This is a genomic window from Amycolatopsis roodepoortensis, assembly GCF_014873915.1.
GTDB lineage: Bacteria > Actinomycetota > Actinomycetes > Mycobacteriales > Pseudonocardiaceae > Amycolatopsis > Amycolatopsis roodepoortensis.
In genome coordinates this window covers 460,300-478,666 of record NZ_JADBEJ010000005.1, presented here as the reverse complement: position 1 = coordinate 478,666, position 18,367 = coordinate 460,300, and the positions used below count along the sequence as shown (strand labels likewise).

The 18,367-nt window shown below is 68.0% G+C and carries 15 protein-coding genes; 4 read left to right on the top strand and 11 right to left on the bottom strand.

Annotation, left to right across the window (positions count from 1 at the left end):
• Nucleotides 1-119: 119 nt before the first annotated feature.
• The 3 genes from H4W30_RS21700 to H4W30_RS21690 form a co-directional block, all read right to left on the bottom strand.
• Nucleotides 120-1,289, bottom strand: a complete 1,170-nt coding sequence (locus H4W30_RS21700) for an alginate lyase family protein (protein WP_192744528.1) — start codon at nucleotides 1,287-1,289, stop codon at nucleotides 120-122.
• A gap of 116 nt (nucleotides 1,290-1,405) precedes the next feature.
• Nucleotides 1,406-2,431 carry a lactonase family protein gene (locus tag H4W30_RS21695; protein WP_192744527.1) on the bottom strand — a complete coding sequence of 342 codons (1,026 nt, stop codon included), beginning with the start codon at nucleotides 2,429-2,431 and terminating at the stop codon, nucleotides 1,406-1,408.
• 74 nt (nucleotides 2,432-2,505) lie between these two features.
• Complete coding sequence (locus tag H4W30_RS21690; RefSeq protein WP_192744526.1) at nucleotides 2,506-4,722, bottom strand: glycosyl hydrolase family 18 protein; 2,217 nt, start codon at nucleotides 4,720-4,722, stop codon at nucleotides 2,506-2,508.
• Between the two features lie 220 nt (nucleotides 4,723-4,942).
• On the opposite strand from H4W30_RS21690, the gene H4W30_RS21685 reads away from it, so the two are divergent.
• Both H4W30_RS21685 and H4W30_RS21680 read left to right on the top strand, forming a co-directional pair.
• Entirely contained in the window at nucleotides 4,943-5,545 is a 603-nt protein-coding gene (locus H4W30_RS21685) for an RNA polymerase sigma factor (RefSeq protein WP_192744525.1), read from the top strand.
• A complete protein-coding gene (locus H4W30_RS21680; protein ID WP_192744524.1) occupies nucleotides 5,538-6,443 on the top strand; it encodes a CU044_5270 family protein in 906 nt (301 codons plus the stop codon). Before H4W30_RS21685 ends, H4W30_RS21680 begins: the two co-directional genes overlap by 8 nt.
• A gap of 4 nt (nucleotides 6,444-6,447) precedes the next feature.
• On the opposite strand, the gene H4W30_RS21675 is transcribed toward H4W30_RS21680, so the two are convergent.
• Nucleotides 6,448-7,227, bottom strand: coding sequence for an enoyl-CoA hydratase/isomerase family protein (locus tag H4W30_RS21675; RefSeq protein WP_192744523.1), 780 nt, complete (start codon nucleotides 7,225-7,227; stop codon nucleotides 6,448-6,450).
• Nucleotides 7,228-7,261: 34 nt separating this feature from the next.
• Nucleotides 7,262-8,152, bottom strand: coding sequence for a PaaX family transcriptional regulator (locus tag H4W30_RS21670; RefSeq protein ID WP_192744522.1), 891 nt, complete (start codon nucleotides 8,150-8,152; stop codon nucleotides 7,262-7,264).
• Between the two features lie 146 nt (nucleotides 8,153-8,298).
• Between H4W30_RS21670 and H4W30_RS21665 the strand changes: the two genes are divergently transcribed.
• Nucleotides 8,299-9,936, top strand: a complete 1,638-nt coding sequence (locus H4W30_RS21665; RefSeq protein WP_192744521.1) for an ABC-F family ATP-binding cassette domain-containing protein — start codon at nucleotides 8,299-8,301, stop codon at nucleotides 9,934-9,936.
• A 48-nt stretch (nucleotides 9,937-9,984) separates the two neighbouring features.
• Here H4W30_RS21665 and H4W30_RS21660 read toward each other — a convergent pair whose 3' ends face one another.
• The 6 genes from H4W30_RS21660 to H4W30_RS21635 all read right to left on the bottom strand — a co-directional run bounded on the left by H4W30_RS21660 (nucleotide 9,985) and on the right by H4W30_RS21635 (nucleotide 16,847).
• Nucleotides 9,985-10,806 carry a carbohydrate ABC transporter permease gene (locus H4W30_RS21660; protein WP_192744520.1) on the bottom strand — a complete coding sequence of 274 codons (822 nt, stop codon included), beginning with the start codon at nucleotides 10,804-10,806 and terminating at the stop codon, nucleotides 9,985-9,987.
• The gene (locus tag H4W30_RS21655; RefSeq protein ID WP_192744519.1) at nucleotides 10,803-11,690 is read right to left on the bottom strand and encodes a carbohydrate ABC transporter permease; all 888 of its coding nucleotides are present in this window, start codon (nucleotides 11,688-11,690) and stop codon (nucleotides 10,803-10,805) included. The genes H4W30_RS21660 and H4W30_RS21655 overlap by 4 nt, the downstream gene beginning before the upstream one ends.
• Before the next feature lie 7 nt (nucleotides 11,691-11,697).
• Nucleotides 11,698-12,969 (bottom strand): extracellular solute-binding protein, encoded by a 1,272-nt coding sequence (locus tag H4W30_RS21650; RefSeq protein ID WP_192744518.1) that lies wholly within the window; start codon nucleotides 12,967-12,969, stop codon nucleotides 11,698-11,700.
• A 70-nt stretch (nucleotides 12,970-13,039) separates the two neighbouring features.
• Complete coding sequence (locus tag H4W30_RS21645; protein WP_192744517.1) at nucleotides 13,040-15,160, bottom strand: alpha-galactosidase; 2,121 nt, start codon at nucleotides 15,158-15,160, stop codon at nucleotides 13,040-13,042.
• 268 nt (nucleotides 15,161-15,428) lie between these two features.
• Nucleotides 15,429-15,866, bottom strand: a complete 438-nt coding sequence (locus H4W30_RS21640; protein ID WP_192744516.1) for a PPOX class F420-dependent oxidoreductase — start codon at nucleotides 15,864-15,866, stop codon at nucleotides 15,429-15,431.
• Nucleotides 15,867-15,899: 33 nt separating this feature from the next.
• A complete protein-coding gene (locus H4W30_RS21635; RefSeq protein ID WP_192744515.1) occupies nucleotides 15,900-16,847 on the bottom strand; it encodes a methionyl-tRNA formyltransferase in 948 nt (315 codons plus the stop codon).
• 137 nt (nucleotides 16,848-16,984) lie between these two features.
• Here H4W30_RS21635 and H4W30_RS21630 point away from each other — a divergent pair, with 137 nt between their 5' ends.
• Nucleotides 16,985-18,328 (top strand): lysine N(6)-hydroxylase/L-ornithine N(5)-oxygenase family protein, encoded by a 1,344-nt coding sequence (locus H4W30_RS21630; RefSeq protein WP_192744514.1) that lies wholly within the window; start codon nucleotides 16,985-16,987, stop codon nucleotides 18,326-18,328.
• Nucleotides 18,329-18,367: the final 39 nt, after the last annotated feature.

Sequence of the window (18,367 nt, the reverse complement as noted above, 5' to 3'; positions counted from 1 at the left end):
CGATGTGAGTACTTTAGCGGGTCCCGGACGGGGGCTTGCAACCAGGGGTCACTGTGTGTTTGAGCTGGGAAAACGGTCCGTGAGGACCGCCCTGCCGCATTCGGGCGGCCCCCACGGGGTCACTGGGGGTTGCCGGCGTGGGTGAGGGTCTGCCACGAGACGAACAGGTTGTTGGTGCCCGCCGGGCGCTGGCGCAGGGTGAGGGCCTCGGTGTTGCTCATGGTGTGCCCGAGGCGGGTGTGCAGGTGGTTGTAGCCGACCTCGGTGATCGGGCCGAGGCCGAGTTTCAGGCTGCCGCCGCACAGCCACGACGGGACGGCGGCACCCATCTGGTACTTCGCGTGGAAGCCGAGGCCTTCGCGGAGCCGGTCGGCGATCTCGGGGTAGAGGTCCTGGCCCTGGATGCGGGTGGTCTCGGCGAAGTTCGCGATGGCGGCGAGGCCGTAACCGGTGTGGGTGAAGTCCCGGCAGGTCTCCTGGGAGAGGCCGTTGACGAACGTCGTCTGGCCTTGCCAGTACTTGACGATCTTGTCGCGGGTGTTCAGGCCGCTGCCGGGCGCGGTCTTCGGGAGTGTGCCGTCGCTGGTCAGGTAGAGGTAGGCGGGGACGCGGGTGCGGAACTTCGCGACGGCCTTGTCGTAGGTCACCTTGTCGTCGAGGAAGACGGCGATGCCGAGCGCGGCCTCGGTCATGCTGAGTTCCCAGTTGCCGTTGCTGTGACTGCCGTTGATCACCTCGGGCAGGTACACGTTCCGGAGCATGGTGCCGAAGCGGCCGGAATTCGGCCAGCTCGGGTAGGTGTGCTTGATGATCTCCGCCGCGCGCGGCCACGAGGAGGCCGACCACGCCGACTGGAGGGGAGCGTTGCTGTTCGTGTGATCCTTCAGCACCGCGGACCACGCGTCCATGATCTCGATCGCCTTGGTCGCGTATTTCGCTTCGCGCGTGATGTACCAGGCCAGCGAAAGGGAATACGCGGCGATCGCGTCTTGCCGCTCATCGGTACAGCCGATGTTCGGATTCGAATAGGAACCGCATTCGACGACAGCGCGGGGTTTCGGTGACCGGGACAGCGAGGCGTACGAACTCGACATCATCGCGTCGTAAGCCTGTTTCCACGGTTGGGCGCCGGCCTGGACCTTGGCGCGGACGAAGTCCAATTGCGGGCGGCTGACCAGCACGCCGGGATGGGTGAAGGTGGCGGGAGCGGCCTGCGCGGGAGCGCTGAAAAGGCCTAGTGCCAACGGGACGAGCGTGGTCAGGGCGAGCAGTTTCCTCGGTAGGGACATGGGACTCCTCGAGTGGGTGTGAACCAGGTCACCGGCGGCGCGCGATTCAGTGTCATGGTCTGAACCAGTTGCGTCAAGAGTCTTCGTTCACCCCAAAAAGAAAGAGGCTGGACGAATCAGTGCGGCCAAAGGCCGATGAAGGCCGGGCTCCCGACCGGATAGCTGCCGATCAGGCGCCAGGTCGCGCGTTCGTAGGCCTGGATCGCGTCGGTGTTCTGTGACGCGACATAACAATGCTCTCCGGCAATTGAGAAGTGCCGCGGCCATGCGCCGGTCGGATGGTCGTCGACGGCCTGCGGAAGTACGCCGTCGAACGTGAATTCCGTGATCCTCTCGGGGCCCCGGTTCGACAGGAACAGCCGGTCTTCGTGCAGGACGAGCTGCGCCGGGAGGTTCGGGCCACCGGGTTCGCGGGTCGCGTTAACGGAGTTCTCGACGGCGAACGTGCCCGGCGGCTCTTCGCGCACTGTCACCAGCGAGGCGGCCAGTTCGCCGACGACGTACGCGTGGTTCGTGCCGGGACGCCGGACCAGTTGCCGAGGGCCGGTCCCGGCGGGCAGCGTCGACACCGACACGGGGATCAGCTCGCCCTCCTCGCCGAGGCGGTAGCTCCGGATCTCGTCCGCGCCCAGGTCGATCGCGCTGACCAGCGTCCCGCTCTCGTCGACGACGGCCATGTGGACGTGCGCCGACTCCTGCCGTTCGGTGTCCGGGCCGCTGCCTTCGTGCTGGACCAGCGCGGTCCGCACGGTGGGCACTCCGTCGGGGCCCAGCGCGAAAGCGGCCAGGCTGCCGCCGCTGTAGTTGGCGCACAACAGGTACCGGCCATCGGGAGTGACCGCCAGGTGGCACGGATCCGCGCCGCCGGTCGGCAGCGAGTTCAGCGCCGACAGCGTGCCGTCTTCGGCGACGGCCACCGCGGTGATCGCGCCTTCGGCCGTCTCGTTCACGGCGTAGAGCACGGGGAGCGTGGGATGCGGGGTCAGCCAGCTCGGCGAGTCCAGCGCGAGGGAACCCGCCGGGGTCAGCTCCCCGGTCCGCGCGTCGCGCCAGAACGTGCCGATGCCCTCGCCTTTGCCGCCGCTCGCCGCCGTGTAGGAGCCGGCGATGAGCAGGGTCCGATCCTCGTTCGCAGAAGTCACGGAACACACTGTGCAGCAAGGCGAGGTGGAGGTGAAGCCCTCGCGCGTGGCTCACCACGCGCGAGGGCCGACTGTCACTTCAGTGAATTGTCCACTGTGGTCATGAGGGCTCCGGTGTCACCGGACATCTCCCAGGCCATGACCCCGAGCAGTCCTCTGGTCTTGAGCCAGGCGACCTTCTGCTGGATGGACCAGGCGTCGTCGAAGGTCCACCATTGCCCTCCGTTGCCCGTGTAGCACGACGTGGCCACGGCCGCGGTGTCGTGCTGGACGGCGCAGTTGGGGACACTGGCCAAGAGATTCGCGTAGCCACGAGTACCTGCTTCCTCGGCGAACTGGCCTGGCGCGGCTCCGGTCGCGCTCTGCCATTCGCCCTTCTTGCCGCCGTCGGCGACCCCTTGCCAGCCTCTCCCGTAGAAGGCGAGCCCGAGGGTGAGCTTCCGTGGATTGGCCCCGGCCTCGGTGTAGGCGTTGATCGCCGATTCGACGCTGAACTTGAAGTTGTACGGATCGTCCGCGTCGGCGTAGAGGTTGCCCTGGTGGCCGGTGCGGTTCGGTTCCCACGAGTTGTCGCTGCCGGAGCCGTGGAAGTCGTAGCCCTGCACGTTCGCGACGTCGAGGTAGTCGAAGATCTTCGGGATCTCCCAGCCGCCCTTCACCTTCGCCGGGTCGGCGGGGGTGAAGGCCTGCAGTTCGTACCGTTTGCCGGTGGTCGCGCCGTAGGCGTCCATCTGCGTGCGGAACTCGGCCAGCAGGGCGGTCAGGTTCGTCTTGTCGTTGGCGCTCCAGTGGTTCCCGGGATGCCCGTCGGGGCTGCCCGGCCACTCCCAGTCGATGTCGATGCCGTCGAAGATGCCCGCGGCCGTACCCGGGCCGCCGGCGCCGCCGTACGGCTTCACGTTCCCCTTGAGGTACGTGTCGATGCACGACGCGACGAACTTCTGCCGCGACGCGGGCGTGGCCGCGACGTCGGAGAAGTACTTCGAGTAGGTCCAGCCGCCCAAGGAGATGAGGATCTTCAGGTTGGGGTACTTGGCCTTGAGCTTCTTCAGCTGGTTGAAGTTGCCGCGCAGCGTCTCCCAGCCGGTGTCGCCGACGCCGTCGACGGACTGCGCGGCCGACATCGGCCGCGAGTAGTCGGCTTCCGCGTCGCCCGCGCCGTCACCCTGGTTCGGGTCTTGCGGGTTCGGCGTCGTGCCCTTGGTGACGCCCGAAAGGCAGGTGTGGTTGACCGGGTCGATGTTCCCGAAGGCGTACAGCAGATGGGTCAGCTTGGCGGCGGATCCGTTGGTCACCAGGTTCTTGACGAAGAACTGGCGGCCGTAGATGCCCCACTGGACGAAGTAGCCGACCCGGGCGTACCCGTTCACGATGTCGCCGGTGCGAGCGCTGACGGCGGCGCTCGCACCGGAGACGTTGTCGTACCCGTCGCGGGCTTTGACCGTGAAAGAGTACGAAGTGGACGGTGACAGCCCGGTGACCGTCGCGGTCGTCCCGGTCACCGTGGTGGCGAGGGTCGTGCCGCGGTAGACGTCGTAGGAGACGACGCCGGTGTTGTCCGTGGACGCGTTCCACGCCAGCGAGATCGAGCCCGAGGTGACCGCGGTCGAGCGGAGGTTCGACGGCGCGGTCGGCGCCTGGGTGTCGTCGCTCGGGTTGTTGGTGGTCACCGCGAGTGGCGGGGTGGGCGGGGACTTGGCGTCCTTCCGGTCCTTGGCGACGACGGTGAAGCTATATGCCGTGTTCGGCGTCAGCCCGGTGATCCTCGCTTCGGTACCGGTGACCGACGCCGCCAGCGTGGTGCCCTGGTAGACGTCGTAGCCGACGACGGGCAGGGAACCCGGCGCGGCGGCGTTCCAGGCCAGCGCGGCGGTCGTGGTCGTCTTCGCCACGAGTCGCAGGTTGGCCGGGGTCGACGGCGGGGCGTCGCCGGAACCGTCGCAGTTGGCGTCGTCGATCCGGCAGGTGGTCGGGCTGACCGCGGAGCTGAGCCGGAACGACGGGCTGTAGGGATAGGTCGAACGGCCCGGCGCGAGGGACTTGATGTAGTACGCCGGGGTGAGGGTGACCTGGTTGCCCGTCTGGGAAACCGTGCCGTTGGAGCCGCTGGTGGCGGTCACGCCGGCGGGGACGGTGAAGGTGATGGACCAGTCGGCGACGGTTTCGCTGCTGGGGTTCGTGACGGTGTACTCGCCGGTGGTCCCGGTCAAGGTGAAGGCGGCGCGGAGGCGGCCCGCCGCCAGCGCCGGAGTGCCCGCGGCTACCAGGAGCCCGGCGGCGAGGAGTGTCACGGTGAGTGCGCTGAGTAGTCTTCTTCTGGTGCGTCTCATGGCGGTTCTCTCCAAAAGAGGCGGCGAGACTGACCTGCTCGAAAGATGGCGCGTGTGGTCTAGACCACACTTGAATGTAGCGCGGAGCGCATAAAAGGTCTAGACCGATTCGTCGGTCGTGAACCCGATAGGCCCCGGATGCGGACAACGGGTGACACGGACGAACGGCGAAGGGCGGTTCATGAGCTCACCTAGGGCGGATCCGGACGATCTCGACGACGCGGAGCTGATCGCGAGATCGGTGACCAGGCCGGACTGGTTCTCCGCGATCTTCGATCGGCATGCCGCGCACATCCACCGTTACCTGGTCAGGCGCATCGGCCCCACCGCCGCCGAGGACGCGCTGGGGGAAGCGTTCCTGGTGGCCTTCCGCAAACGCGCGGGGTACGACACCGAGCGCCGCGACGCCCGGCCTTGGCTCTACGGGATCGCCACCAACCTCGTGGCGCAGCGGCGTCGCGAGGAGGCCAAGGAGCTGAAGCTACGGGAAGCCCTCGGCCCGCCGTCTCACCAAGAGGGGCACGCTGAGCGCGTCGCGGAGCAGGTGACCGCCGAGGCGATGGGGAAACTGCTGGACTCCGCGCTGGCGGAACTGGCCGACGGCGACCGGGACGCGCTCACGTTGTTCGCCGGCGAAGGCCTGAGCTACGAGGAAGTGGCCTCGGCGCTGGGCATTCCGATCGGCACCGTCCGCTCTCGGCTCAACCGAGCCCGCCGGAAGGTCCGAGAGGCGCTGGGGCGCCCGGACACCACGACTTCGAAGGAGATCTCCACCCATGGATGAGCTGCAGTCGATCGCCGAGCGGACCGGCTCGGTCCCGCTCGCGGAATCCGGAGCGCTCGCCAAGGCACGCGCGCGATTGATGGCCGAGATCGCCGACGCGGAACGGGAAAACGTGGTGCCGCTGCGAAAACGACGGCGTTGGGTCTGGACCGGGGCGGGCGCGGCCGGGCTGGCCGCGGCCATCACCGCGGTCGTCGCGCTGGTGCCGGTCGAGCAGGTCGGCCTCGAACCTCCCGCGGCCGCCGCGGATCCCGTGACGGTGCTCCGGAACGCCGCCGCGGCCGCGCTGAAGTCTCCCGCCATTCCGCCGAGGCCCGACCAATTCCTCTATACGAAGACCAAGGATCCCGAGGGTGAGCGGGAATCATGGTTCTCGGCCGACGGCACCCGGGACGGCGTGATCAAGATGGCGGACGGATCGCTCCTGCCGCTCCCGGGCTGCCGGGACGGGAAAGCGCAGGTGTACAAGGGCGGCGAGCCGCTGAAGGGACGCACGGAGCCGTGCGAGCCGACCGTCCGGGATCGCCGCGACCTCCCCACCGGCGCCGACGCGATGTTCGCCTACCTCAACGCCCACCACTCCGGTGAGGACGGCGACTACAACGCGATGGGCAAGGACATCCAGGAGCTGGCGAGTGGGTACTACCTTTCGCCCGCGACTCGCGCCGCCCTGTTCGAAGCCGCGGCGAAGGTGCCCCGGCTCCGGGTCATGGAGCCCGCCCACGACGCCGCGGGAAGGCCCGGAGTCGGGATCACGTGGCCGTTGAAGCCCAGCGACGGTCCGGACGCGGAGCCGATCGTGATCGTCTTCACCGCGGACACGTTCCAGTTCCTGGGCACGAATTCGACCGCGGTGACCGCGTCCGGCGTGGTGAACGCGGTCGGTCAGCGGCCGTAGCGGATCAGCGGCCGGTGAACGTCGCCTTGCCGGGGCCGTCGGCGAGGAACGACTTCACCGCGCCGCGCAGGTCCTCGGTGTCGAAGAGTTCGGCGGCGATCGTCGTGATGTGTTCGTTCGCCTCGGCGACGCCGCCGTGCTCGTAGTGCTCGAGGACCTTCTTGGTGGCCGCGTGCGCCTTCGTCGGCCCCTGGGCGAGGTCGGTCGCGAAGGCGCGTGCGGCCTCGTCGAAGCCGTCCACCGGGAGCACCCGGTTGACCACGTTCCAGCGTTCGAGGGTCGCGGCGTCGTAGGTCGCGCCCGTCATCACGAACTCCTTGGCGCGGCCGACCCCGGCGCGGGCGGCGAGCCGCTGCGTGCCGCCCATGGTCGGGGTCAGGCCGACGACCCGTTCGACCAGGCCGAACTTGGCCTTTTCGCTCGCGAGGATGAGGTCGCAGGCGACCGCGACCTCGAACGCCCACGTCAGGCACAGCCCGTGCGCGGCGAACACGGTGGGGAACGGGAGTGCGGCGATCCGGTCGGGGATCGCCAGCATCTCGTCGAAGAGCACCTTCGCCTCGGCCGCGGTCGACTGGGCGTCGAACAGGGAGACGTCCACGCCGCCGCTGACGATCTTCCCCTCGGCGCGGATGAGCGCCGCGCGCGGCGGCGTGGTCTCCAGTTCGCCGATCGCCTCGCCCAGTTCGGCCTGCAGTTCCGCCGTGTACAGGTTCAGCGGCGGCGAGGCGATGGTCAGGACGGCGAGGTCGTCTTCACGGTCGAGGCGGATCGAGGCGGCCAAGGCGGTTCCCTCCGATGGGTCGTTTTCCGTGACCCTAGCCCGAGGCCGCCACGAGTTCGTCCCATTGCGCCTGTGCTTCTGGTCGCCATTCCACGTGCTTGCGGTGGAACAGGTCCGCCGCGCGCACGCCGCTCCAACCGTCGGGGAGAAGTTTTAGCGGAAGGCGCGGATCGAGGAAGGGGAAGCTGCGCCATTCGTGGACGAGTTCCGTCTGCGCGCGCAGGACGCCGCGTTCGCCCGAAGGACGCAAGCCGGTGAAGCGATCGATGAAGTCCTCGTAGCGGTCTTTGAGCTCGCTCAGGTCCCACGAGCGCGCGACCATCGTCTCCTGATCGCCGACGTCGCCGTAGGCGGCGGTGAACGACATCGCCTGCGCGTCGAGGCCGAGTTCCTGGACGATCTGCTGGGCCTCTCGCTGGCGGCTGAGATCCGGGCTGACCCAGACGCCCGCCACCGGCGAACCGAAGCCGGCCCACGTCAGCCGGGTGCGCAGCCTGTGCCGGAGATCCCGTTTCGCTTCGGGGACCGACACGATCAGCATCAGCCAGCGATCGTCCCAGGCTTTTTCCTCGTTGCCGAAGGCGTAGATCCGCTCCGCGCCTTCGGTCAGGAGGCGTCTGCCTGGTGGAGTGAGCGACCAGCGCACTCTTCGTCCGACGCGTTCGGAGACGACCCAGCCCTCGGCGGAGGAACGGGCCAGCGCCTGCCGTGCGGACTTCTCCTCGATGTCGAGCACGTGCAGCGCCTCGACCAGCGTCGAGGTCCAGATCGCTTGGTCACGGGGCAGGACGTACTCGCCGAGGATCGTCATCAGCAGCGACCGCGCGCTGGCATGACCGACTTCCCGCCGCCTGCTCAACGTCGGCCTACGGGTACCGCCTTTCTGCTGGTGGACGACGGGGACCGGGGTGGCGGAGTCCGCCATTTGCTGTCACCGACCTCAATACTCGGGGGTTCGTTCGGGCCCAGAAGAACAACCAGGTTACCCACGTTCCGTGATCGCTTGGATACTTGCCACTCTTCCGAGGGACCACGAGGTGTTCAATCGGCCCCCGTAGACTTACCGATCTCATGAGCGCCACACTCGTTGCCAAGAATCTCGCCGCCGGCCACGGCGACCGCGTGCTGTTCTCCGGTCTCGACCTGGTCGTCGCGCCCGGCGAAGTGATCGGTCTCGTCGGGGTCAACGGGGCGGGCAAGTCGACCCTGCTGAAGACCCTCGGTGGCCTCGTCCCGCCGGAAGAGGGCAGCGTCCGCCTGAACCCGCCGACGGCCACCGTCGGTCACCTTCCGCAGGAGCCGGAACGCCGTGAGGGTGAGTCCGTCCGCGAGTTCCTCTCGCGGCGCACCGGCGTCACCGCCGCACAGGCCGCCCTCGACGCCGCCACCGAAGCGCTCACCGCGGGCGAACCCGGCGCGGACGACGCGTACGGTCTCGCGCTCGACCGCTGGCTCGCGCTCGGCGGGGCCGACCTGGACGACCGGGCGGGCGAGGTCGTCGCGGATCTCGGGCTCACGGTGAACCTCGACCAGCCGATGCTGTCGTTGTCGGGCGGGCAGGCGGCCCGCGCGGGCATGGCGTCGCTCCTGCTGAGCCGGTACGACATCTTCCTGCTCGACGAGCCGACCAACGACCTCGACCTCGACGGGCTGGAACGGCTCGAACGGTTCGTGACCGGACTGCGCGCCGGGACCGTGCTGGTCAGCCACGACCGCGAATTCCTCGCCCGCACCGTGGACCGCGTCGTCGAACTCGACTACGCGCAGCAGCAGGTTCGGACCTACGGCGGCGGCTACGAGTCGTACCTGGAGGAACGCGCCGTCGCGCGGCGGCACGCCCGCGAGGAGTACGAGGAGTTCGCGAACACCAAGGCTTCGCTCGAAGCCCGTGGCGCGATGCAGCGTTCGTGGATGGAGAAGGGCGTCAAGAACGCCCGGCGCAAGGCCACCGACAACGACAAGGTCGGCCGCAAGTTCCGGAGCGAGGCGACGGAGAAGCAGGCGTCGAAGGCCCGGCAGACCGACCGCATGATCGAGCGGCTCGAAGTCGTCGAGGAACCGCGCAAGGAATGGGAACTGCGGATGGAGATCGCCGCTGCGCCCCGGGCGGGCGCGGTCGTGGCGACGCTGCGCGGCGCGGTGGTGCGGCGGGGCGAGTTCACCCTCGGCCCGGTGGACCTGCAGATCGACTGGGCGGACAAGGTCGCGATCACCGGGGCCAACGGCGCCGGGAAGTCGACGCTGCTCGCCGCGCTGCTCGGACGGGTCCCGGTCGACGAAGGCGCCGCGTCACTCGGTTCCGGTGTCGTAGTTGGAGAGGTCGACCAGGCACGGAAGCTGTTCCTCGGCGACCTGCCGCTGGTCGAGGCCTTCGCCCGTGAGGTCCCGGAACTGGTCGACGCCGATGTGCGGACGCTGCTGGCGAAGTACGGGCTCAAGGCCGCGCACGTCCTGCGGTCCGCGGCCACGTTGTCGCCGGGGGAGCGCACCCGGTCCGCGCTGGCGCTGCTGCAGGCGCGCGGGGTGAACCTGCTCGTGCTCGACGAGCCGACGAACCACCTCGACCTGCCCGCGATCGAGCAGCTGGAGTCGGCGCTGGCGGAGTATCCGGGGACGCTGCTGCTGGTGACGCACGACCGCCGGATGCTGGACGCGGTGGCGACGACGCGGCGACTGGAAGTCGCCGACGGCAAGGTGACGGAACTCTGAGCATTTAGTCCTCTGAATGCGGCGCGCATTGAGAGGACTAAATGCGGGTCAACCCTTGGTGGCACCGCCGGTCAGGCCCTTCACGAACTGCTTCTGCAGCGCCAGGTAGAAGATCAGCACCGGAAGGGTCGCCAGGAACATCAGCGCGAACACGCTGCCGAGATCCGCCTGGTACTGACCGATCGAGCGGTAGATCCCGGTGGTGACCGTCGTGCCCTGGCTGGGCCCGAGGATGATCAGCGGATCGATGAAGTCGTTCCAGATCCACACCCCCAGGAAGATCAGCACACTCGCCGTGGCCGGGCGCAGCAGCGGGAACACGATCCGCCAGAACACCTGTGTCCGGCTCGCGCCGTCGAGCAGCGCGGCCTCCTCGAGTTCCACCGGGACCCCGCGGATGAACCCGGTGAAGACGAAGACACCGAACGGCACGTAGTAGCCGACGTTGAACAGCACCAGACCCTGGATCGTCGCCATCAACCCGGTCAGCCGCAGCACCTCGGTGACCGGGATGAGGATCACCTGGGGCGGGATCATCAAGCCCGCCAACAGGATCAGCGCGAGCACCTTGGTCCACCGGCTACCGGAACGCGCGAGGTAATGCCCGAGCATGGCCGAGAGCACGGTCAGCACGATGATCGACAGCAGGGTGACGAGCACGCTGTTCGCCAGGCTCACCCAGAACAGGCCGTCGGGCCGCGTGAGGACGGCGTGGATGTTGGACAGCGTCGGTGGCAGCGGGACCGACGCCGGCTCCTGGGCGATCCGATCGCCGGGTTTGAAGACGTTGACGACCACGTAGTACAGCGGCACGGCGAAGAGCGCGCTCACCAGGATCGCCGCGGCCGGCCGGAGCCACTTCGCGGTCACAGGTCCACCTCCCGCCGCCGCAGGAACCGCAGCACGATCGTGGTCAGCACCGCCACGATCACCAGCATCACCACGGCCATCGCGGACGCGTAGCCGACGTGGTTCGCGTCGAGTCCGGTGGCGAGGACGCCGAACGCGATGGTGGCCGTGGTCCCCGAACCCGGCCCGCCGTTGGTGACGACCTTGACGTGGTCGTAGGTCTTGAACGCCGAGATCAGCAGCACGACCGTGTTGATCGTCAACGACGGCGCGAGCAGCGGCCACGTCACCGCGCGGAACCGGCGCACCGGTCCGGCGCCGTCGATCTCCGCGGCCTCCAGCAGTTCGGCCGGGACACCCTGCAGGCCCGCGAGATACACGACCACGCAGAACCCCAGCATCTGCCAGCACACGATCGACGCGACCGAGTACAGCGCGAGATCCGGATCCGAAAGCCAGCCCGGCGGATGCTCGACACCGAGGGCGCGGAGCGCGTCGTTGACCGGGCCCCGGTCGTCGAGCAGTTTCGTCCAGATGATGCTGACCACGACCGAGCTGAGGATCACGGGCGTGAAGAACACGCTCCGCAAAGCGTTGTACAGCCAGCCTTTCCGGTCGAGGAGCAGCGCGACGCCGAGGCCGAGCACGTTCGGCACGATCACGACGATCACGGTCAGGATCGTGGTGACCCGGAGCGCGGTCAGGAACTGCTCGTCCTGGAACAGCAGCCGGTAGTTCTCGAGCCCGACGAATTCCGCGGGCGGGTTGAACGGATTGTGGTTCGTCAGGCTGTAGCCGAAGCTGATGAGGATCGGCGCCATGACGAAACACAGATAGATTAGGACGCCGGGCGCGCCGAACGAGGCGAAATGCCAGACGCGCGGCAGGATCGGTTTCCTCCCCATCGTGGTGTCAGCGCGCCTTCGCCCATTCGGTGTCCAGGAACGCGCACGCGTCGGCCACCGTCTTGCGGCCGGTGATGACGTCCTGCGCGGCCTGGTAGACCTTGTCCTTCATCCCCGGCAGGAGACCGTCGTCCGCGGTTTCCCAGCTGAAGGCGTTCACGACCGCGTTCTTCGCGACGGCTTCCTGATACAAGTCGTAGCCCGCCTTGAAGACCGGGCCGACGTCGGAGGGCGGCGTGTAGCCCTTGATCGCGGGGAACAGGCCGTCGGCCTTGACCGAGGCGTCGATCTGCTCCTTGTCGAGCTGGAACGCGAGCGCGAACTTCCTTGCCGCGTCGAGGTTCCGCGACTTGGCGTTGACGACGATGCCACCACCGGTGTACGCGGGAACCACGAGCTTCCCGTCCTCGGAAGGGAAGTTGAAGACGCCGATCTCGAACGGCGGCTTCTTGGCGTCGGCGCTGGCGGCGAACCAGTTGCCCATCGGGTACATCGCGCCCTCGCCGTTGAGGAAGGCCGCCTCGGTCGCCGAGTAGTCCCGTGAGACCTGGGTCTTGTCGAGGTAGCCCTTGGCCACCAGGTCGGCGAACTTGCCGAACGCCTGCTGGAAGGCCGGATCGGTGAACTTGACCTTGTCGGCCCGGCGCTGGGAAAGCCAGTCCGGTGTCCTGTCGTAGACGTCGACGCTGACCAGGCCGTCCAGCAGCATCGCGGACGGGAACCCTTCCTTGCCGCCGCCGATGGTGAACGGAGTGACGCCCTTCGCCTTCAGTTTCTCCGACGCGGCGAGGAGTTCGTTCCACGTCTTCGGCGTCGAGGTGATCCCGGCGTCGGCGAAGAGCTTCTTGTTGTAGTAGATCGGCGGGATGGTCTGGGTGTTGGCGGGCAACTGGTGGTGACCGCCCTTGATCGGGTTGGCCGCGGGGAACTGGAAGTCCTTGAGCTCCTCGGGCGTCCACGCGTAGAGGTTGCCCGATTCGGCGAAACCGGCGGAGTCGACGGCGATCGCGACGTCGGGGAACTGGCCGGACTGCAACAGCTGCTTGGCGTAGCCCGTCCGGTCGGTCGATGGGGCGACCAGCTTCTTCACGCTCAGACCGGGATTGCGGTCCGTGACGCGTTTGATGGCGGAGTCCCAATAGGACGGTGGGAGGTTCGGCGTCTCGAACGTCAGGAAGGTGATCTCGTTGCCCGAGGCGTTCGTCCCGCCGCCGACGGTGCATCCGGTGAGGCTCGCGGCGATGAGTAGTGCGGCTCCCAACGCGAAGGACCTTCTCATGCCCGGCATTCGATCGGATGTCTAGGGGGATGTCAAGCGGCTTACCCTGCTTCAAGGCGGCAGAAATAGCCTATACATCTGACCTATCGAGTCGCGTCAAGCGGATCACGACGCTGGCGAAATCGCCCTCCGGAAGACCAGGGAACAGGCCGTGTGCCAGGAGCGAGGCCCCGTGCCACACCTTTCCGGTGTCCTCGTCGCGGTAGCGGGCCGAGGGGTCGAGACCGTCGAGCCGGAGCGGTCGTTCGTGAGTGTGGAAATGTGCCGCTTGCCGGAACACGAACACCACCGCGCGTCCGCCGTCGGCCGCCACGTACTGCAGCGCGGAGACCCCGTCGGTGGCAGGTGGCACGAGACGGTGGAGCCTGCCGTGCTGCACGATGGGCCGGATCTCCTTGTACAACGCGATCTGCTCGCGCGCGTGGTCCAGATCCTCCTCGGACCACTTCACGATGTCGCCGCCGATGCCGAGCACCCCCGCCATCGCGACATGGAACCGGAAGCGCAGTGGTGTGGACCGCCGGGTGACAAAGTTGGGATCGTCGGTGACCCACGCCGACATCGCGCGCGCCGGGTACACCTGACCGTAACCGTGCTGGATGACGAGCCGGTCGAGCGCGTCGGTGTTGTCGGAAGTCCAGACCTGATCCGTCCTGGCCATGATCCCGAGGTCGATCCGGCCGCCACCACCGCTGCACGCCTCGATCCGCAGCCTGGGATGGCGGGCGCGCAGGCGGTCCATGATCGCGTAGACCGAGCGGGTGTGCTCCACCCACAGCCGGTCCGGATCGCTGTCGGCGGGCCAGCCCGCTTCGCTGAACGGGCGGTTCATGTCCCATTTCAGGAAGTCGATCCCGTTCGCGCTTACGAGGGAGTCGAGTGTGCCGAACGCCCACTCGGCGACGTCCGGGCGCGCGAAGTTGAGCACCAGCTGCCGCCGGAGTTCCGACCGTGTCCGATGTGGATGGTGGAGGACCCAGTCGGGGTGGGCACGGTGGAGATCGCTGTCCGGATTGACCATCTCCGGTTCGACCCAGAACCCGAACTTCATGCCGAGCCGGTGAACTTCCCAGACGAGAGGTTCGAGACCGCCGGGGAACTTGTCCCGGTTGACCTGCCAGTCGCCCAGGCCGGCGTGGTCGCCGTTCCGGGCGCCGAACCAGCCGTCGTCCACCACGAACAACTCCACGCCGAGCGCCGCGGCCTTGTGCGCCAGCGCGCGTTGCCCTGCCTCGGTGACGCCGAAACCCGTTGCCTCCCAGGAGTTGTAGAGCACCGGCCGGAGCTCGCCGGGATGCGGGAGGACGTGGCCGATCGTGTACGCGTGCCAGGCGCGGCTCGCGGCGCCGAATCCGCCGTCGGTGTACAAGCCGGCGAAAACCGGTGTGGTGAGCGTGTCGCCAGGTGCGAGCCGGGGGACGACGCCGTCTTGGCCGAATCCGCCGGTCACCGTGAGGCGGCCGGTGGACGAGCGGGTGGTGGTGATGCGCCACGAACCGCTCCACGCGAGTACGGCGCTGTAGACCTCACCGTGCCGCTCGGTCGTCTCGCCGTCGTCGAGCATCACCCACGGATTGGCGTGATGACTCGTGATGCCGCGCCTGCTCCCGAACGTCGTTTCGCCGTGGGGGACAGGCTCGCGGAGCAGCTGGCTCTCGGCTGCCCACCGGCCGGTGACGTGGCTGATCCGGTAGTCCGGCCGGTCCGATACGACCCAGGTCGCCGAGTCGGCCCGGATGATCTCGATCGGGCCGTCCGAGCCGTCGTGACCGAGTTCGGTCCAGCGCTCGACGACGTCGGTGCCCTCCGGGACGCGGTAGCCGAGCGTGATCCGGAGGGGGTAGTGGCGATCGCGGAAGCGGACGCGCAGCTGTCCGCCGTCGATGTCGTGGCCGAGGTAGCGCCATTCGAGGGCCCGGGTCCCGTCGGCGAACCGGATCTGGAGGGCGGGAGTCCAGTACCGGGTGCCGCCGTCGGCGGCGAGTTCGTCGAGTCCCTCGTTGGGATCGTTGAAGGCGTCCCAGCGTTCCTTCGTCCGGGGGAGGACGTCGGTGAGCTGGCCGGCGGTGAGCGCGGGGCCCCAGTAGACGTGGGAGGGCGTGTCGTCCTCGGTCAGCCTGAGCGCGTAACTCGTGGATGCCGTGCTGATCAGCCAGGAACGGGTGTTCTCGTCGAAAACGATCTCGGCCACGGGGCCATCCTGGCGCCGGACGGTGGCGGCGGCCAGCGGGCTCCCGCTCGGCGGTACACCGGTCTCGTGAGTGGGCCGTCCGATGACGAGAGTCCGCCGGAGTACATGAAGGTCCCCTTCCTGTACCTAGGCGCAAGGAAGGGGTCCTTCATGTACTGGGCAAGGTGTGAAGGGCGAGTTTCTTCGGCTGAGCCGAGGGAAGGGGTCCTTCACGCGCTGTCGCTGTGACTGCTGGTACCTGTGGGGCGGTGCCGAGACCGAAGCGACCTCAGCCGCCGACCTTCGCGATCGCCACGAAACGCTCAGGCCTCACCCGCACGATCACCTTCCCCGGAGAAGTCGCGTAGGCGAGCCAGCCGTCGATGGCCTCCTGCCCCGCTTCGCCGAGGTACCGCCGCGCGATCGACTCCGAACCCGCGCGGATGCCGTCCGGGTCCGAAACGATCTCCGCGACCCCCTCGACGCTCACGAACGAGTAGGGCGGCACCGGATCGTCCACGACCACCGAAACGCGCGGATTCTCCTTGAGCGCCTTGCCTTTGACGGAGCCCTCGCCGAGGTTGACCAGGATGTCGTCCCCATCGAGGGCGAACCAGATCGGGACCGCGTGCGGCCTGCCGTCCGGGCGCACCGTCGCGAAGACAGCGGTGCGGGTGCCTTCCGCGAGGAAGGCGCGGCGCTGCTCGTCGGTCATCTTCTCCGGCATGACTTTCCCTCCAGGTCGAACCGTGAGTACACCCTAGGGGCGCGAGGTGAGATAACCACCCATCGTGCGGAAGTACTCGTTCGCCGCCAGTTCGGTGCCGTCCTCGGTCCGGACCCGCTCGATGACGAGACCGTGCGACCGGCCCCGGCGCGACTCCGGCCCGGCGACGATCACGACGCCTTCACCCTCACGGATGAAGATCCGGCCGGGGGTGCCGCCGTAGTGACCCACCGAAACGGACGAGCGGATCACGCGTAGCTGCTTACCGCGGTGGTAGGTGAAGGCGTTCGGGTACGGGTCGGACTGCGCGCGCACCAGCCGCTCGATCTCCTCGGCGGGCCAGGACCAGTCGATGAGGCTGTCTTCGAGGGCGCGCTTGTGGAAGAAGCTGGCCTTCGACCGGTCCTGTTTGACCGGCGTGTAGTCCCCGCTCGCGATGAGCTCGATGGCCTCGGTGGTGATCGGCGCGATGAGATCGACCGTCCGGTGGAACAGATCGGTCGTCGTGTCCTTGGGGCCGACCGGCACGGAACGCTGCAGCACGATGTCGCCCGCGTCGAGGTCGGCGTCCATCATGTGGGCGGTGAGACCGACCTCCTTCTCGCCGTTGATGAGCGCCCAGATCAGCGGCGAGAAGCCGGCGTAGGCGGGCAGCAGCGAGTCGTGGACGTTCAGCGTGCCGTACCGCGGCATCTCGAAGATCTCGGGCGGCAGCCAGGTGCGCCAGTTGTTGGCGACGATCAGGTCGAGATCGGCTTCCTTCAGCTCCGCCAGCAGTTCCGCGTCGTCGGGACGCTGCCGCAGCAGCGCGCGGATCCCGTTCTCCTCGGCGAGGTCCGCGACGGAATCGGACCAGATCTTCTCGTAGGCGTGGTCACTCTTCGGGTGGGTGACGACGAGGGCGACGTCGTGGCCCGCGTCGATCAAGGCCCGCAGGGTGCGGTGTCCCCAGGTCTGGTATCCGAACATGGCGACCCGCATGGGACCGGCCTCCTCCTGGTCGAGGGATGAACATCACCACTGAAAGTACTAGTTGAGCCTCACCTAACTTAGGTTAGGGTTCCCTGGTCTTTGTAACGAAGTACCGAGATGCGGCTGAGCCGCGCTAGGGGTTCAAGATGGCACGAGCAGTGGTCGGTGAACGGGTTCCGGTCTACGACGTGGTCGGGGTCGGGTTCGGTCCCTCGAACCTCGCGCTCGCCATCGCGGTCACCGAGCACAACGCCGCGCCGGGAGCCGGGACCGTCACCGCCCACTTCCTCGAGCGCCAGGCGCGTTTCGGCTGGCATCGCGGGATGTTGATCGACAACGCGACCATGCAGGTCTCCTTCCTCAAGGACCTGGCGACGATGCGGAACCCGACGAGTTCGTTCAGCTTCCTGTCGTATTTGCACAGCAAGGACCGATTGGTCGATTTCATCAACCACAAGAACCTGTTCCCGTTGCGGATCGAGTTCCACGACTACTTCGAATGGGCGGCGGAAAAGGTCGACGACCTGGTTTCCTACGGCACCGAAGTGCTCTCCGTCACGCCGGTGTTCGACGGCGACGAGATCGTGTTCTTCGACGTGCACGCCCGCACCGACGGCGAACTGGTGAACCTGCGCGCCCGCAATCTGGTGATGGGCACCGGGCTGCGCCCGAACCTCCCCGAAGGTGTGACGCCGGGCACACGGATCTGGCACAACAGCGAGCTCCTGCACCGGCTGGAGGGGATGGCCGCCGAGGAACCGAAGCGCTTCGTCGTCGTCGGTGCCGGCCAGAGCGCGGCCGAGGTGAGCGCGCTGCTGCACGACCGCTTCCCGCGGGCCGAGGTGTGCGCGGTGTTCGCGCGGTACGGCTACAGCCCGGCCGACGACAGCGCGTTCGCGAACCGGATCTTCGATCCCGAGGCGGTCGGGCGGTTCTACGAAGCGCCGGAAGCGGTCAAGGACCGGCTGATGCGCTACCACGGCGCGACCAACTATTCGGCCGTGGACATCGAGCTCATCGACGAGCTGTACCGGCGCGTCTACCGCGAGAAGGTGCAGGGGATCGAGCGGCTGAAGCTCATCAACGTCTCCCGCCCCACCGAGGTCACGGACACCGGCTCCGAAGTGCGGGTCACCGTCGAAGCGCTGGAGACGGGGGAGCGGACCCGGCTCGACGCCGATTTCGTCGTGTACGCCACCGGGTACAGCCCGGCCGACCCGACACCGTTGCTCGGCGAGCTGGCGTCGGCCTGCATGCGCGACGACGAGGGCAGGCTCCGGGTCGAACGCGACTACCGGATCGTCACCGAGCCGCCGCTGGACGGTGGGATCTACCTCCAGGGCGGCACCGAGCACACGCACGGCATCACGTCGTCGCTGCTGTCCAACACCGCCGTCCGCGTCGGCGAGATCCTTCAGTCCATTGTGGACCGCCGGGCCGCGGGCGCGTCCCGGCCCGAGTACGCGGTGAGCGGGACCGGCCCCGCCTGAGGCGTGGACGATCCCGACAGCTCTGAACGGTGGAGGCGA

Excerpts from the sequence above, each read along its gene's own strand:
- H4W30_RS21635 (WP_192744515.1), bottom strand. The coding sequence starts at position 16,847 with ATGCGGGTCGCCATGTTCGGATACCAGACCTGGGGACACCGCACCCTG.
- H4W30_RS21655 (WP_192744519.1), bottom strand. The coding sequence starts at position 11,690 with ATGGGGAGGAAACCGATCCTGCCGCGCGTCTGGCATTTCGCCTCGTTC.
- H4W30_RS21700 (WP_192744528.1), bottom strand. The coding sequence starts at position 1,289 with ATGTCCCTACCGAGGAAACTGCTCGCCCTGACCACGCTCGTCCCGTTG.
- H4W30_RS21685 (WP_192744525.1), top strand. The coding sequence starts at position 4,943 with ATGAGCTCACCTAGGGCGGATCCGGACGATCTCGACGACGCGGAGCTG.
- H4W30_RS21670 (WP_192744522.1), bottom strand. The coding sequence starts at position 8,152 with ATGGCGGACTCCGCCACCCCGGTCCCCGTCGTCCACCAGCAGAAAGGC.
- H4W30_RS21665 (WP_192744521.1), top strand. The coding sequence starts at position 8,299 with ATGAGCGCCACACTCGTTGCCAAGAATCTCGCCGCCGGCCACGGCGAC.
- H4W30_RS21680 (WP_192744524.1), top strand. The coding sequence starts at position 5,538 with ATGGATGAGCTGCAGTCGATCGCCGAGCGGACCGGCTCGGTCCCGCTC.
- H4W30_RS21640 (WP_192744516.1), bottom strand. The coding sequence starts at position 15,866 with ATGCCGGAGAAGATGACCGACGAGCAGCGCCGCGCCTTCCTCGCGGAA.
- H4W30_RS21630 (WP_192744514.1), top strand. The coding sequence starts at position 16,985 with ATGGCACGAGCAGTGGTCGGTGAACGGGTTCCGGTCTACGACGTGGTC.
- H4W30_RS21650 (WP_192744518.1), bottom strand. The coding sequence starts at position 12,969 with ATGAGAAGGTCCTTCGCGTTGGGAGCCGCACTACTCATCGCCGCGAGC.